Annotated in this window: 13 protein-coding genes; 8 read left to right on the top strand and 5 right to left on the bottom strand. The window is 67.5% G+C overall.

Annotation, left to right across the window (positions count from 1 at the left end; translation table 11 throughout):
* Position 1: 1 nt before the first annotated feature.
* Positions 2-349 (bottom strand): DUF3024 domain-containing protein, encoded by a 348-nt coding sequence (locus D107_RS0105295; protein ID WP_018880930.1) that lies wholly within the window; start codon positions 347-349, stop codon positions 2-4.
* A 191-nt stretch (positions 350-540) separates the two neighbouring features.
* On the opposite strand from D107_RS0105295, the gene D107_RS0105290 reads away from it, so the two are divergent.
* Positions 541-849: a response regulator transcription factor gene (locus D107_RS0105290; protein WP_018867573.1), complete on the top strand. Its 309-nt coding sequence runs from the start codon at positions 541-543 to the stop codon at positions 847-849.
* A gap of 42 nt (positions 850-891) precedes the next feature.
* On the opposite strand, the gene D107_RS0105285 is transcribed toward D107_RS0105290, so the two are convergent.
* A complete protein-coding gene (locus D107_RS0105285; RefSeq protein ID WP_018867572.1) occupies positions 892-2,025 on the bottom strand; it encodes an acyl-CoA desaturase in 1,134 nt (377 codons plus the stop codon).
* Between the two features lie 308 nt (positions 2,026-2,333).
* Here D107_RS0105285 and D107_RS0105280 point away from each other — a divergent pair, with 308 nt between their 5' ends.
* The 5 genes from D107_RS0105280 to ubiB all read left to right on the top strand — a co-directional run bounded on the left by D107_RS0105280 (position 2,334) and on the right by ubiB (position 6,867).
* Positions 2,334-3,239, top strand: coding sequence for a DMT family transporter (locus D107_RS0105280; RefSeq protein WP_018878216.1), 906 nt, complete (start codon positions 2,334-2,336; stop codon positions 3,237-3,239).
* Positions 3,240-3,425: 186 nt separating this feature from the next.
* Complete coding sequence (locus D107_RS0105275) at positions 3,426-3,791, top strand: gamma-butyrobetaine hydroxylase-like domain-containing protein (protein WP_018867570.1); 366 nt, start codon at positions 3,426-3,428, stop codon at positions 3,789-3,791.
* A gap of 13 nt (positions 3,792-3,804) precedes the next feature.
* On the top strand, positions 3,805-4,554 hold the full coding sequence (gene ubiE, locus D107_RS0105270) for a bifunctional demethylmenaquinone methyltransferase/2-methoxy-6-polyprenyl-1,4-benzoquinol methylase UbiE (RefSeq protein ID WP_018867569.1): 750 nt from the start codon (positions 3,805-3,807) through the stop codon (positions 4,552-4,554).
* A 7-nt stretch (positions 4,555-4,561) separates the two neighbouring features.
* On the top strand, positions 4,562-5,182 hold the full coding sequence (locus D107_RS0105265; RefSeq protein WP_018877021.1) for an SCP2 domain-containing protein: 621 nt from the start codon (positions 4,562-4,564) through the stop codon (positions 5,180-5,182).
* The gene (ubiB, locus tag D107_RS0105260) at positions 5,182-6,867 is read left to right on the top strand and encodes a ubiquinone biosynthesis regulatory protein kinase UbiB (protein ID WP_018880929.1); all 1,686 of its coding nucleotides are present in this window, start codon (positions 5,182-5,184) and stop codon (positions 6,865-6,867) included. Before D107_RS0105265 ends, ubiB begins: the two co-directional genes overlap by 1 nt.
* Before the next feature lie 144 nt (positions 6,868-7,011).
* On the opposite strand, the gene odhB is transcribed toward ubiB, so the two are convergent.
* Both odhB and D107_RS0105250 read right to left on the bottom strand, forming a co-directional pair.
* Positions 7,012-8,361 carry a 2-oxoglutarate dehydrogenase complex dihydrolipoyllysine-residue succinyltransferase gene (gene odhB / locus D107_RS0105255; RefSeq protein WP_018880928.1) on the bottom strand — a complete coding sequence of 450 codons (1,350 nt, stop codon included), beginning with the start codon at positions 8,359-8,361 and terminating at the stop codon, positions 7,012-7,014.
* Positions 8,362-8,396: 35 nt separating this feature from the next.
* Positions 8,397-11,207: a 2-oxoglutarate dehydrogenase E1 component gene (locus D107_RS0105250; RefSeq protein WP_018879298.1), complete on the bottom strand. Its 2,811-nt coding sequence runs from the start codon at positions 11,205-11,207 to the stop codon at positions 8,397-8,399.
* Positions 11,208-11,388: 181 nt separating this feature from the next.
* On the opposite strand from D107_RS0105250, the gene uvrD reads away from it, so the two are divergent.
* The gene (uvrD, locus tag D107_RS0105245; protein WP_018880927.1) at positions 11,389-13,596 is read left to right on the top strand and encodes a DNA helicase II; all 2,208 of its coding nucleotides are present in this window, start codon (positions 11,389-11,391) and stop codon (positions 13,594-13,596) included.
* Positions 13,597-13,954: 358 nt separating this feature from the next.
* Here uvrD and D107_RS0105240 read toward each other — a convergent pair whose 3' ends face one another.
* Positions 13,955-14,485: a DsrE family protein gene (locus tag D107_RS0105240; RefSeq protein WP_018867929.1), complete on the bottom strand. Its 531-nt coding sequence runs from the start codon at positions 14,483-14,485 to the stop codon at positions 13,955-13,957.
* A 160-nt stretch (positions 14,486-14,645) separates the two neighbouring features.
* On the opposite strand from D107_RS0105240, the gene rpsT reads away from it, so the two are divergent.
* A complete protein-coding gene (gene rpsT, locus D107_RS0105235) occupies positions 14,646-14,915 on the top strand; it encodes a 30S ribosomal protein S20 (protein WP_018880926.1) in 270 nt (89 codons plus the stop codon).
* Positions 14,916-15,104: the final 189 nt, after the last annotated feature.

Genomic DNA, 15,104 nt, shown 5'->3' with positions numbered 1-15,104 from the left:
CCTATCCGAAAAAGCAGGCGTACTCGTCTTTCTCCACCACACTCAGCACATCCTCCAGCGAGGCCAGTTCCGGGTGTGGGTCGTAGCCGTGCCACTTCAGGTCTGCCCGTTGCCAATAGAGTTTCCAACGGCCCGATTTGCGCACGAACGTGGCCTTGAACACCGGGTGTTCCATGACCCTTGTGGGAGCATCCATCAGCGGGCGCACTTCGTACAGCACCACGCTTTGGCCTTCGAGACGCCAGACAAGGTCCAGACGGTCTCGAACATGGGCGGGTGGTCGGCGCCTTTCCATGAACCCCTCCATCCCTTTTTCAATCCGCTTGCGCTCGAATTCGCTCAGGGCCATATGTATCCGTTCTCCGTTGCTGTCGGGGCCAATCGCTGGCTAGTCGGGGTCGGCAAAGTGACGATCCCGATAGTTTAGAGTGTGTGCCACGAGACAGCGCTGAAGCGATCCTACGGGCAAGGCTGCCCGTGTCCGGCCAAGTCTCCGTAAAGCGCGACCCCTTCCACCAGCCGACCCCCTCGGGAGACCTCATGCAGATTAATCTCGACACCCCGGATCTGATGACCCGCGTACGGCTGGAGTCGCGCTGGCGTTCGGCCGGCGCCGTGGTCACCTCCAGCCAGACACCGGAGGCGCCTGACCTGGTGGTGGTCGATCTCGGCAGCCGTGGCGTGGAAGCGGTATCGAGCTGGCGCGAGCGCTACCCGGACGCAACGATCCTGGCCTTTGGCCCGCACGTGGAAGGGGCCATGCTCAAGGCCGCGCGCCAGGCGGGCGCCGACGAGGTCGTGGTCCGCGGCAAGGTGGCCGATCGGGTTGCTTCCAAGCTGGGGTGCTGATTGAATCGGAAGGCGTTCGGCCGCGTCATCCGGCGCCCGCGCTCATGCAGAGGCGGTACGGCGTGAGGCGGACAGAGCGCGCAGGCGGCGGCGCTGCATCTTGAGGCGATACTCCAGCTCCTTGAACTGGGTGTGCAGTTCCGTGCGCAGCCAGCGGTCGTTCAGGACCTCGCGCCCGGCCCGCATGTTGCGCGCGTGGACCTCCTGCCACTGGTTCACGATTTCACGGAAGCGCTGGTACTCGCGCTCCAGGGTCGCGCGCCAGTTGTCGTGGATTGCGCCCGCTGTGTCGGCGTTGAGCAGCCGGCGAAACTCGGTGTGCAGCCGCGCGCGCAGGATCTTGAATCGCGGCGTCCAGCGCCGGTCATACACCAGTCCCGTCCAGGCAAAAAGGTTGATCAGCCATTTCGAGGGGTCGTACTGCCACCAGCGCACCCCGTTGCGGTAGTCCGCCTGAAAGGCGTGGTGGAAGTTGTGGTACCCCTCGCCCCAGGTGAGCAGGGCGACCAGGCCGTTGTCCACGGCGGTGTTCTCGTCGCTGTAGGGGCGCCGGCCCCACCAGTGCGCCAGGGAGTTTATGAAGAACGTGAAGTGGTGGCTGAGCACCAGGCGCAGCACGCCGGCCAGCAGCAGCATGCCGACCACATCGCCGAACGCCAGCCCCAGCAGCAGCGGCAGGCCCAGGTTCAGCCCCCATGCGAGCGTCCAGTAATGACGGTGCTGCCACATTACCACCGGGTCCTTCGCCAGGTCCTTCACGCGCGAATAGTCGGGCTCGCTGGTGGGCCAGTTGCGCAGCATCCAGCCCATGTGGGCGTGCCAGAAACCGCGCTTGATCGAATGCGGATCGCGGTCCACGTCATCCACGTAGCGATGATGCACGCGATGCCGCGCGCCCCAGTTGTAGATGCTGTTCTGCAGCGCCAGGGCGCCACTCAATGCCAGCAGAACGCGCAGAGGCCCACGCGCCTTGAGGGTGCGGTGCGCCCACAGCCGGTGATAACCGACCGTGACGCCCAGCCCGCTCAGCACCAGGAACAGCCCGAAGAACAGCCAGGCCGCGCCGCTGAAACCCTGGGTGAACCACCACCACGGCACCAGCGTGACGGCGGCCAGGTTGGTCAGTACGAAGAAAACTGCCGGGGTCCAGGCAATCGGAGGGGAGCGTTCGGACATCGGGGAGACCTGCTGACGATCGGGGCGAGCGAGGGTGCTCGTCCATTCATACTGTATGAGACCACTGCGGGCGCAAAAAATGCCCTTGTGCCGGAAGGCCGGCCCCAGCGACCGGTCGGATGCGGGGCATTCCACCGGAGCCGACGTTCGGCGCCGGGTCTTTCCAACCGTGTCGGGCCTCCCTGTAAGATGTGACGCTTGTTTCGAAGGCCGGCCCGGTCGCTCCCGTGGCCGAATACCCGCCATTGCTGGCCACGTCGAGTCACCGACTACGGCCCGTTACATCCAGCGATCAAAGGGAGTGATTGATGGGCCTCGGTGTTGGACTCGTGGTGCTGGCGGCTTTCTTCTGGGGGTTGTCCGGCGGGATCGGCGGCATCCTGATGGCCGAGGGCTGGGACGCCTTCGTGGTCTCGTTCTACCGCGGTGCCATCGGCCTGCTGTTCGTGCTGATCTGGCTCGCCTGGCGTCCCGGTGGCAGCGGGCTGGGCAGCGGCAAGATGTGGTTCTGGTCGGCCGTGGCCGGGCTGGGCGTGGCCGGCAACTTCGCGTTCTACTTCCTCAGCATCGCGCATGGCAGTGTGGCGGTCGCCGCCACGTTGATGTACTGCGCCCCGGTGTTCGTCTACATCATCTCCTTCGCCCTGCGGCTGGAATCCCCGACCACGCTCAAGCTGGTGGCCATCGCGATGGTCATGGTCGGCATCGTGCTGCTGACCCAGATCTACGACACCGGAGCGGGCAATGTGACCCTGATCGGCGCCGGTGCCGGCCTGCTGGCGGGCCTGTCCTACGCGATCTTCATCTTCGGCTTCAAATACGCCGGGCAGCACGGCAGCCCGCAAGCGATCCTGACGATTGCCTTCGGTGTGCTGGTCATCCTGCTGATGCTGCCGGGCGACAATACCCAGATGGTGGAGGTCCTGAGCACCTCCGACTGGCCGCTGTTCCTGGCCCTCGGCATCTTCGGTGCCGGGCTGTCGTTCGCGTTCTACATCAATGGCTTGCGGACTACGGCCCCCGCCGTTGCCTCGATCGTCGCGATGATCGAACCGGTCACCGCCACGCTGTTCGGCGTGGTGATCCTGCACGAAAGCCTGGCACTGGTTCAGATCATCGGCATGGCCCTGATCCTGGTCACCGTCACCGCCCTCAGCGTGTCCTCCCGCGCCACCCCGCCCCCGGTCCCCGAGCGGGGCCGCGACGCCGAGTAACGTTCTCGCACGGAGTTCCGGATCGCCCGCGCGATCCCTCCTGCCGGGCGGCAGGCCTTTGATGCGCGGGGAGATGCCACGCCGGTCTGCAGGGCTGGTATCCTCGCAGCCTGTTGATGGTGGCCGCTGCGGGCGGTCGCGCACGATCTTTCCGGGCTCGCCCGGACCGAGGATTCTGGAGGCTGCATGAGCAGTACGCACCGACCCACCGATATCCAGCTGCATCAGAAGTCGCGCATCCTGGAGTTGACCTACTCCGACGGGTCGCATTTCGAGCTGCCCTGCGAGTTCCTGCGCGTGTACTCGCCCTCGGCCGAGGTGCGCGGGCACGGGCCGGGTCAGGAGGTGCTGCAGGTGGACAAGGAGGACGTGAACATCACCGCGATCGAGCCGGTCGGCAACTACGCGGTGAAGCTGGTGTTCTCCGATGGTCACGACACCGGCATCTACGACTGGGACTATCTGCACAAGCTCGGCACGGAGCAGGAAAGTCTGTGGCAGGATTATCTGGATCGGCTGAAAGAGGCCGGCCACGAGCGCAAGACGCACTGACAACGGCAGCTTGATGAAAGAAGAACCCGGCAAGACCCACTTCGGCTACCAGACCGTACCCGAGTCCGAGAAGGCCTCGCGGGTCGGCGAGGTCTTCCATTCGGTCGCATCGCGCTACGACGTGATGAACGACCTGATGTCGATGGGCATCCATCGCATCTGGAAGCGCTACACCCTGGAGCGCACCGGGGTGCGCCCGGGCATGAAGATCCTCGACCTGGCCGGGGGCACCGGGGACCTGGCCGGGGCCTTTGCCCCACGTGTCGGGCCGAAGGGGCAGATCGTGGTCTGCGACATCAACGCCTCGATGCTGGAGGCCGGGCGCGACCGCATGCTGGACGAGGGCCATGTGGGCAACCTCGACTTCGTGCAGGCGGACGCCGAACAGTTGCCCTATCCGGATGACTACTTCGACCGCGTAACCATCGCCTTCGGCCTGCGCAACGTGACCCGCAAGGAACGCGCACTGGCCGAGATGCGCCGGGTGATCAAGCCGGGCGGGCGCGTGCTGGTGCTGGAGTTCTCGCAGCCGATGGCGCCGCTGCGCCCGCTCTACGATGTCTATTCGTTCAAGATGCTGCCGCTGATGGGCAAACTGGTCGCCAACGATGCGGACAGCTACCGCTACCTGGCGGAGTCCATCCGCATGCACCCGGATCAGGAGACCCTGGCCGGGATGATGCGCGACGCCGGCCTGGAACGGGTCGAGTACGACAACCTGACCGGCGGCATCGTCGCGCTGCATCGCGGCACAAAACTGTAACGTTTTCATGGCCGAACCCTTCGCTCTGCCCAGTCCGTTCACGGCCCTGATCGAGGCCACGCTGAACGAACACCTGGCGAGCGCGCCGGAGAAGGACCGGGCGCGCCTGGCCGGGCGCGCAATCGCCATCGTGATCGAGCCCCCGGGGCTGGCCCTTTCGCTGGTCGGGGCTGCCGACCGACTGCAGGTCATCGGCGGTGTCGAGGAGCCGGTGGATGTGCAGCTGACGGGCTCGCCCCTGTCGCTGGCCGCGGCGCTGGGCCGTGACGACCGTTCCGGGCTGACCATCACCGGTGACGCCACCGTGCTCTCCGATCTGCAGCATGCGCTGCGGGATTCCGGAATCGACTGGGAGGGGCTGTTCGAGCGCTTTGCCGGCGCCGGGGCCGCCGGACCGCTGCGCCACCTGCTCGATCAGGCCCGCGGCAGCCTGCGCCACCTAGGCCGCCGCTCCGCCGAGGATACCGCCGACTATCTGCGCGACGAGCTCGAGTGGCTGCCGGCCGGCGGGGCCTTCGAGGCCTTTGCCGAGGACGTCGCCGACCTGCGTGACGGGGTCGCCCGCCTAGATGCCCGGCTGCGCCGTCTGGAGGCACAGTCCTCCGCACCTGACGACCGGCAGGCCTGATGCGCCGCGCGCTGTACCGGGGCCTGCGGCTGTGGACCATTGCGCGGGTCCTGGTGCGCTATCGCCTCGACGTCATCCTGTTTACGCTGAAGCCGCTGCGCCCGCTCAGCTTCCTGCTCTACCTCGCGCCCTGGAACTGGTTTCGCCGTACCGAAGGCACGCGCGGCGAGCGCATCCGCCGCGCACTGGAGGACCTGGGGCCTATCTTCATCAAGTTCGGGCAGATGCTGTCCACCCGGCGCGACCTGCTGCCGGACGACATCGCGGTGGAGCTGGCGCGGCTGCAGGACCGGGTACCCCCGTTCCCGTTCGAGCAGGCGCGCGCCCTGATCGAGGCCGAGCTGGAGCGCCCGATCGAGATCGCCTTCGCCACGTTCGAGGACACGCCGATCGCCTCGGCCTCCATCGCCCAGGTACACGCGGCCACGCTGCAGGACGGGCGCGAGGTGGTGGTCAAGGTCGTGCGCCCTGGCATCCTCAAGACCATCCGCGCGGATCTCGAGGTGATGCACCTGATCGCGGACCTGGCCGATCGCTACTGGTCCGAGGCCAAGCGCCTGCGCCCGCGCGAGGTGGTGGACGAATACGAAAAGACCGTCACCGACGAGCTGGACCTGATCCGCGAGGGCGCGAACGCCGCCGCGATCCACCGCAACTTCGAGGACAGCCACCTGCTGTACATCCCGGAGATCATCTGGGACTACACGCGCCGCAGCGTGCTGGTGATGGAGCGCATCGGCGGCATCCCGGTGGCCGACATCGCCGCGCTGCGCGAGCGCAACGTGGACTTGAAGCTGCTGGCCGAGCGCGGGGTGGAGATCTTCTTCACCCAGGTGTTTCAGCACAACTTCTTCCACGCCGACATGCACCCGGGCAACATCTTCGTCGATGCCACCCACCCGGACGACCCGACCTACCTGGCGGTGGACTTCGGCATCGTCGGCTCGCTGCTGGACTCCGACCAGCGCTATCTGGCGGAAAACTTCCACGCCTTCTTCAACCGCGACTACCGCCGCGTGGCCGAACTGCACGTGGAGTCCGGCTGGGTGCCGAAAGACACCCGCGTGGACGAGTTCGAAGCGGCCATCCGCACCGTCTGCGAGCCGATCTTCCAGCGCCCACTGGACGAGATCTCGTTCGGCCAGGTCCTGCTGCGCCTGTTCCAGACCGCGCGGCGCTTCAACATGGAGGTCCAGCCACAGCTGGTGTTGTTGCAGAAGACCCTGCTGAACATTGAGGGTCTGGGCCGCCAGCTGTACCCGCAGCTGGACCTGTGGACCACCGCCAAGCCATTCATCGAGAAGTGGATGCACGAACGCATGGGCGTGCGCGCGTTCATCCGCAATGCGCAGCAGCACCTGCCGCGCCTGCTTGCCCAGCTGCCCGAGATGCCCATGCACCTGGAAAAGGCCCTGACGGTCGAAGAGCAGCGCGCCGAGCGCGACGCCGCTCTGCGCCAGCAGATCCGTGACCTGGAGGAAGGCCTGCGCCGCCAGAACCGTCGGCGCCACGAGGCCTGGGGGGGCGCGGGACTGCTCGCCTTGGCGGGGCTGGCCACCCAGCTCGACGTGTCCACCTGGCTCGGCCTGGCCTGGCCGGCCTGGCCGCTCGGCCTGGTTGGCGCCGCCATGCTGCTATTCGGCCTGCGCCCTGGCCCGTACCGTCGCCCCGTCGATCGCACCTGAACCCCACAGGCAGCGTCGCCCGTTCATGCATGGGCCGTGTCGCTGCAGACAGTAGGAGGCCAGCCCTCTGGCCGATGGGGACCTGTCCAACGCCCCATCGGCCAGAGGGCTGGCCTCCTACGGGGAGCGGTCCGGCGCCCGGGGTCAGACGTCGAGGAGCAGGCGCGCCGGGTCCTCGATGGCGTCCTTGATGGCGACCAGGAACTGCACCGCATCGGCGCCATCCACCAGACGGTGATCGTAGGATAGAGCTACGTACATCATCGGCCGGATCACCACCTCGCCGTCCACCGCAACGGGGCGCTCCTTGATCGCGTGCATGCCCAGGATCGCGCTTTGCGGCGGGTTCAGGATGGGCGTCGAGAACAGCGAGCCAAACACACCGCCGTTGGTGATGGTGAAGGTGCCCCCGCGCAGCTCGTCGATATCCAGCTTGCCATCACGGGCGCGCTCGGCGAAGTCGCGGATGCGGCGCTCGATATCGGCGATGGAGGCGTTGCCGGTGTCGCGCAGCACCGGCACCACCAGCCCGCGCGGTGACGACACCGCGATCCCGATGTCGCTGTAGTGGTGGTAGACGATCTCCTCGCCGTCCAGAGCGGCATTGATCACCGGGAAGCGCTCCAGCGCCCGCGTGGCCGCGGCCACGAACAGGCCCATGAAGCCGAGCTTGATGGAATGGCGCTTCTCGAAGGTCTCCTTGTAGCGCCCGCGCAGGGCCATCGCCGCGGACATGTCGATCTCGTTGAAGGTGGTCAGCATCGCGGTGGATTGCTTGGCCTCCAGCAGGCGCTCGGCGATGCGCGCGCGCAGCCGTGTCATGGGCACGCGCTCGATGCGCTCGGCACGGTCCGTCGGCTCGGTCGGGCGTTGCGCAGTGCGGGCGGCCGAACCGGAGTCCTCCGCCTGCGCACCCGTACGGGTCCCGGAACCCGCGGCCCGCTGGTCACGAACGCGCTCCACATCCTCGCGCTGGATGCGCCCATCTTCCCCAGTGCCCTCGACCTCCCCGGCACTGAGCCCGGCCTCCTGCAACAAGCGCCGAACGGAGGGAGAGGGCGGCGGCGCACTGCCGGCATCATCCGCGCCCGTACCGGACGCTGCGGACTCGGCAGCGGGCTGCGCGTCATCGCCTTTCCCTCCAGCGTCGGCGGTCGCCGCGGAGCCGGCGGGCTCTGGAGAATCTGCGGACTTCGCCGGTGCCGGTTCGTCACTGGCTTCGTCTTCCGTGTCTGCCGGCGCAGACTCGGCCGAGCCGATATAGCCCAGCACGGCATCGGCCTTGACCACGTCGCCCTCGCTGGCGGACAGCTCCACCAGGGTGCCGGGGCCAGGCGCCGACACCTCGAGGACCACCTTGTCGGTCTCCAGCTCGGCAATGAGTTCATCGCGCTTGACGGGGTCCCCGGCCTTTTTGTGCAGGGCGATCACGGTCGCGTCGGCGACCGATTCGGGGAGTTCCGGGACCTGGATCGGGGTGCGATCGGTTGCCATCTCGCTTCCTTGTGCTGTACGTCAGTTTCGAAGATTCAGGGCGTCGGGTGCGGCGTGTCCCGCGAGCTGATGGGCCCGAACGCACGTTCGAGCAGATCCTTCAGCTGGGCCTTGTGCACCTCGGGGTAGCCGACGGCAGGGGCCGCGGCCGGGGGCCGCGCCACCGCGTGCAGGGTCTGGCCGCGTACCGCCAGCAGCGGGTTGATGCGCGGCGCGACGAACTCCAGATACCCCTGGTTCTCCGGCTCGTCCTGGACCCAGACGAACTCGTCCGCCTCCGGGTAGCGGCCCAGCAGCTCGGTCAGGCGTGCCTCGGGGAAGGGGTAGCACTGTTCCAGGCGCAGGATGGCCGTGTCCGCGTGCTCGCCCTCGGCCTGGCGGGCGGCCAGGTCGTAGAAGATGCGGCCGCTGGTGAGCAGGACGCGCTTCACCCGGTTCGGGTCGTCAATGCCGGCGTCGTCGATGACCGTCTGGTACTGGCCGCTGGCCAGGGCATCGAGGTCGGAGACCGCGTCCTTGTGTCGCAGCAGGCTCTTCGGCGTCATCACGATGAGCGGCTTGCGGTAGGGGCGCAGCATCTGGCGGCGCAGCAGGTGGAACATCTGCGCTGGCGTGGTCGGCACGCAGACCTGCATATTCTCCTGCGCCGCGAGCTGCAGGAAGCGCTCCGGGCGCGCCGAGGAGTGTTCCGGACCCTGCCCCTCGTAGCCGTGCGGCAGCAGCAGGGTCAGACCGGACAGGCGGCCCCATTTCTGCTCCCCGGAGGAGATGAACTGGTCGATTACCACCTGGGCGCCGTTCACGAAGTCGCCGAACTGCGCCTCCCAGATCACCAGGGCCTCCGGGGCGGCGGTGGCGTAACCATATTCGAAGGCCAGCACGCCCTCCTCGGAGAGCAGCGAGTCGATTACCAGGAAGCGCGGATGGTCCGGGTCCAGACGCCGCAGCGGCACGATGGCCTTCCCGGTCTCCTGGTCGTGCAGCACCGCATGGCGGTGGAAGAAGGTGCCCCGGCTGGAGTCCTGTCCGGAAAGGCGGATGCGGTAGCCATCCTGGATCAGCGCCCCATAGGCCAGGGTCTCGGCCGCGCCCCAGTCCAGCGGCTGTTCGCCCCGCGCCATGGCGACGCGGGCCTCCAGGATCTTCTGCACGCGGTCGTTCGGGCGAAAGCCCTCCGGCGGCGTGGACAGCTGCTCCAGGGTGCGCGCCAGACGCTCGGCGGGCGCACCGGTCTCCACGTCCTGGTCCCAGGTCTGGTTCACGTAGGGGCCCCAGTTGGTCGAAGACCCGGTATGGCCATTGCGCTCGCGCAGCAGCGACAGCGCCACCGGCTGTCCGGCATCCAGCCGGCCGCGGTAGTCCTCCAGGGCCTGGTCCTGGGCCTCTTCGGTGGTCAGGCCGTCGCGGATCAGGCGCGTGGCGTAGCGCTCGCGGGTGGTCGGCAGCTCGCGGATGCGGTGGTACATGCGCGGCTGGGTGGCGGCCGGTTCGTCGGCTTCGTTGTGCCCCTGGCGGCGATAGCAGACCAGGTCGATCACCACGTCCTTGCCGAAGCGCATGCGGTAGTCCAGCGCGATCTGGGTGACAAACACCACGGCCTCGGGGTCGTCGCCGTTCACGTGCAGGATGGGCGCATTCACCATCTTGGCCACATCGGTCGCGTAATGGGTCGAACGTGCGTCTTTCAGGGTCGATGTCGTGAACCCGATCTGGTTGTTCACCACCACGTGCACGGTGCCCTTGGTGGAGAAACCCCGGGTCTGGGACATGTTCAGGGTCTCCATGACCACGCCCTGCCCGGCGAACGCGGCATCGCCATGGATCACCACCGGCATCACGCGGTTGCCCTTGCGATCGCCAACGCGGACCTGGCGCGCGCGCACCGAGCCCTCGACTACCGGGGTGACGATCTCCAGATGCGACGGATTGAAGGCGAGCGCCAGGTGAACCGGCCCGCCCGGCGTATCCAGATCCGACGAGAATCCCATGTGGTATTTCACGTCCCCGGTACCGCGATCGTCACGCGGCCGGCCCTCGAATTCGTTGGCCAGTTCCTCCGGCGACTTGCCGAACAGGTTGACCAGCACGTTCAGGCGCCCGCGATGGGCCATGCCGACCACGAGTTCGTGCAGCCCGCGCGCGCCGCCACGCTGGACCAGGGCATTCAGCAGCGGGATCAGGCTCTCCGCGCCCTCCAGCGAGAAACGCTTCTGTCCGACATAGCGCCGGTGCAGGTAGCGCTCCAGGCCCTCGGCCGCGGTGAGACGCTCGAGGATGGCCAGGCGCGTCTCGTCGTCGAAGCCGAACCGGCCATGCGCGGACTCCAGGCGTTCCTGCAGCCAGCGCTTCTCGTCGGTGGCCATCAGGTGCATGTATTCCGCGCCGATACTGGCGCAGTAGGTCTCCTTCAGGACCCGCTCGATGGTATCGAGCGAGACGCGCCCCTCGATAAACAGGGAACCCGGATCGAAGGTGATGTCCGGGCCGACCTGGTCCAGCCCGTGATGCTCGCGGCTCAGCTCGCGCGGCGGCTCGGGGGACTCGCGTTCCAGCGGGTCGAGGCGGGCGCCGAAGTGCCCGAGATAGCGGTAGGCGTTGATGAACTGCAGCACCCGGATCTGCAGTTGTTCGTGCGCCAGATCCGGACGGTCGGTCGAACGCCGGCGGCGTTCCGGCCGCGACACACCTTCCAGCGAGCGAAAATAGTCGGCCCAGGCGGGCGGGACCGAATCGGGGTCCTCGCGGTAGCGCTCCAGCAGACCCTCGGCAAAGGCCAGATTGTCGGGGTGCAGTTCCTGGCCGGAGACGGGGCTGTCCAGCCGGTGCCGGGATGGCATCTCGTTCATTCGCGGTCTTCCCATTCCTGATGCGACTACCCTTGTGACTCCGTCGGCGTGCGAGGTTCCTTGCAGGCACCCTAACGCTTCGACGTGGGCTGACTTCGAGAGTAGCGCGTTTGCCCGGCCGAAGGCACACGGCCCGCATGCGGAACGTGCGATTCCGGCCGGGTTTCCCTACCATTCGCGCATGGATGTCTCCCCCCTGCTTGATTCCCTGAACCCGGCCCAGCGCGAGGCCGTGGCCGCCCCGCCGCAGCCGCTGTTGGTGCTGGCCGGCGCCGGCTCCGGCAAGACCCGCGTGCTGGTGCACCGCATCGCCTGGCTGATCGGCGTGGAGGGCGTGGCCCCGCACAGCCTGCTGGCGGTCACCTTCACCAACAAGGCGGCGGCCGAGATGCGCGGGCGCATCGAGGCGCTGCTGGGCCACCCGGCCACGGGGCTGTGGGTCGGCACCTTCCACGGCCTGGCGCACCGGCTGCTGCGCCAGCACTGGCAGGAGGCGAAACTGCCGCAGGGCTTCCAGATCCTCGACTCCGACGATCAGCTGCGCATGGTCAAGCGCGTGCTGCGCGGCCTGGAACTGGACGAGGCGCGCTGGCCGCCGAAGCAGGCGCAGTGGTACATCAACGCGCGCAAGGACGAGGGCTCGCGCCCGGAACACCTGCCGGATACCGGCGACCCCGTCGCGCGCCAGTGGGTGCGCGTCTACACCACCTACCAGCAGGCCTGCGAGCGCGCCGGGGTGGTGGACTTCGCCGAGCTGATGCTGCGCTCGCTGGAGCTGCTGCGCGACAACAAGGCGCTGCTGGAGCACTACCGCACGCGCTTTCGCCATGTGCTGGTCGACGAGTTCCAGGACACCAACGACATCCAGTACGCCTGGCTGCGCCTGCTGGCCGGCGACAGCCCGGTGTTCGCGGTGGGCGACGACGACCAGTCCATCTATGGCTGGCGCGGCGCGAAGATCGAGAACATCCAGCACTTCCAGCAGGACTACCCGGGCACCCAGGTCGTGCGCCTGGAGCAGAACTACCGTTCCAGCGCCAACATCCTGAACGCGGCCAACGCCTTGATCCGCCACAACGCCGGCCGCCTCGGCAAGGAGCTGTGGACCGAGGACAAGGAGGGCGCGCCGGTGCGCCTGTACACCGCGCTGAACGAGCAGGAAGAGGCGCGCTTTATCGCCGAGACCATCGCCCGCCACGTGGACGAGGGCGGGCTGTACCGCGAGTGCGCCGTGCTCTACCGCTCCAACGCCCAGTCGCGCGTGCTGGAAGAGACCTTCATCGGCCGGCGCATGCCCTACCGCGTCTACGGCGGCCTGCGCTTCTTCGAGCGCCAGGAGATCCGCGACGCCTTGGCCTACCTGCGCCTGGCCGGCAACGGCGATGACGACGCCGCCTTCCTGCGCGTGGTCAACCAGCCGCCGCGCGGGATCGGCGAAAAGACCCTGGAGGGCCTGCGCCAGGCGGCCCAGGCGGCGGACACCAGCCTGCTTCAGGCGGCGGCCCACGCGGTGGATGCCGACGCCCTGCCCGGGCGTGCGCGCAACGCGGTCGCCGGCTTCGTGCAGCTGGTCCGCGATCTGCAGCAGGAGCTCCCGCGCCAGCCGCTGGCGGACCAGGTGGAGCAGGCGATCGAACGCGCCCAGCTGCGCGAGCACTACAAGAAGGAAAAGGGCGAGCGCGGCGAGGCGCGTCTCGAGAACCTGGACGAACTCGTGGGCGCGGCGCGCGCCTTCGACATGGAATCCACCGCCGAGAGCGAGGAAGGCGAGGGCAATCGCCTGACCGAATTCCTCGCCCACGCGGCGCTGGAGGCCGGCGAGGGCGCGGCCGACCCGCACGAGGACGCGGTGCAGATGATGACCCTGCACTCTGCCAAGGGCCTGGAGTTCCCGCTGGTGTTCCTGACCGGCATGGAGGAGGGCCTGTTCCCCAACGCGCGCTCGCTGGAGGAGCCGGGACGGCTGGAGGAGGAGCGCCGCCTGGCCTACGTCGGCATGACCCGCGCCGAGAAGGAGCTGTACCTGATCCACGCCGAGACCCGTCGGTTGTACGGGCGCGAGTCCTACAACGTCGCCTCGCGCTTCATCAACGAGATCCCGGAGGACGCGCTGGAGGTACTGCGCCCGCAGGCCTCGCCCTACGGCGCCGGACGCTTTGCGGCGGCCCGGCAGAAGACGGCGGGCTTCGGGTCCATGGATGCACAGGCCGCCGAGGCCTCCGCGGCGGGCCTGGCCATCGGCGCCCGTGTGCATCACGCGAAGTTCGGCGAGGGCCTGGTCACCCAGTTCGAGGGCTCCGGCAACTCGGCGCGGGTACAGGTGAACTTCGCCCACGCCGGCTCCAAGTGGCTGGTGCTCAGCTTCGCCAAACTGGAGGTTCTGGGTTAGGCGGAATGCCGCTTATTGCACCACGGAGAACACAGAGGGCACGGAGAAGGGCCAGGGCGATTTACAGGAAGGTGGGGAGACAGGAAGAGAAGGGCTGGATTAACAGGGCTGGCATTGTGAGCGTCGCGCGGCAATCTTTTCGCTAACACTGGCGGGAGTCCCAACCCGATCGCCGCGTCGCTTCGCTCCTCGCGATGACGTACTCAATAGCGACACGATGCGATTCGCCGCGCTCGCCACATCCTGCCCCTCTTCGCAGGGTTTCTGGTGCAAACGCCCTTGATCCCCTTCGTATCTTCGTGGTGACACAAAAAAGCCCCGCCGAGGCGGGGCTTGTGAGCATCGAGCCGAATGGCGATCACTCGATCTTGATGTAGGCGAAGCCTTCCTCGTTCTGCAGTTCGGCCACGCGCACCACGCCCGAGGGGACGAAATTCACGTGGTCGTAGATCAGATCCTCGTCGAGGCCGATCTGCGAGCGGGTGATCTCGCACAGTTCCAGCTTCACGCCATGGGTGCTTGCGAGGCTCATCAGGCGGCCGCGCAGGGTCTCGCGCTCTTCCTTCAGCTCCTCGTCGGCCTCGAACGGCGTATCGGCGAGATTGTCGTCGGTCAGGAAGCGGATGCCGTGGGCCACGAACACGATGCGCACGTCGGCGTCGATGAACTCGTTCTGGTAGTGCGTCATCATGTTATTGATGCTGGTCAGCATCGCGGAGAAGCGGCGCGGGTCGGCGAAGTCGGCGTGATAGACCACCTTGGCCTCCGGCTCGAAGGCCTTGGCATGGGGCATGAAGGCCAGGCTCGCGACCAGCAGGGTGGCCAGCAGGAGGGCCATGCCCGCGGCGGTTGCCGAGGTGGTTTGAAGGGTCCGGGGAAAGCGGTTCATCGTGGTCTCCTTTGTATGGTGTTGTTTCTTTCTAGAGTAGACGCCCCGGAACCCCCCTGTCATTCCCGCCACGCCCTGCTCCCGGTTGACGCGCAGCCGGCCCGGCGGTATGCTCTGCCGCCTTTTCCAGAACCTAGCGATTCAACGCGAGGGAAGTACTTTGGCGAATATTGCTTCTGCCCGTAAGCGGGCCCGTCAGGCGGTCAAGAACCGCGCCCACAACATGGCGCTGCGCTCCCGTTTCCGTACGGCCATGAAGGCCGTGCTGAAGCCGCTGCACAAGGGCGATGCCCAGGCTGCCGCCGAGGCCTACAAGTCGGCCGTGCCGGTGATCGACAAGACCGTGAGCAAGGGCCTGATCCACAAGAACAAGGCGGCCCGTCACAAGAGCCGTCTGAACGCCCGCATCCGCGACCTGGCCCAGGGCTAAGCCCCCGGCCATCTGGCCGGCCTCGCGCCGGCCGCGGATAGCTGAATCGCGAAGCCGCGCCCCGCAAACGGGCGCGGCTTTTTGCGTGGGTGGCATCCGGCGCGCCCCTGAACGTATTCCTCGCCGCTATCCCCCGTCATCGCGAGTCGCACAGCGACGTGGCGAGCTCTCGGGGTACCCGCGACTGCC

The organism is Thioalkalivibrio sp. ALE30, assembly GCF_000377465.1.
GTDB lineage: Bacteria > Pseudomonadota > Gammaproteobacteria > Ectothiorhodospirales > Ectothiorhodospiraceae > Thioalkalivibrio.
Note: the sequence above shows the minus strand (reverse complement) of the source record. Positions and strands in the feature narration are given on the sequence as shown.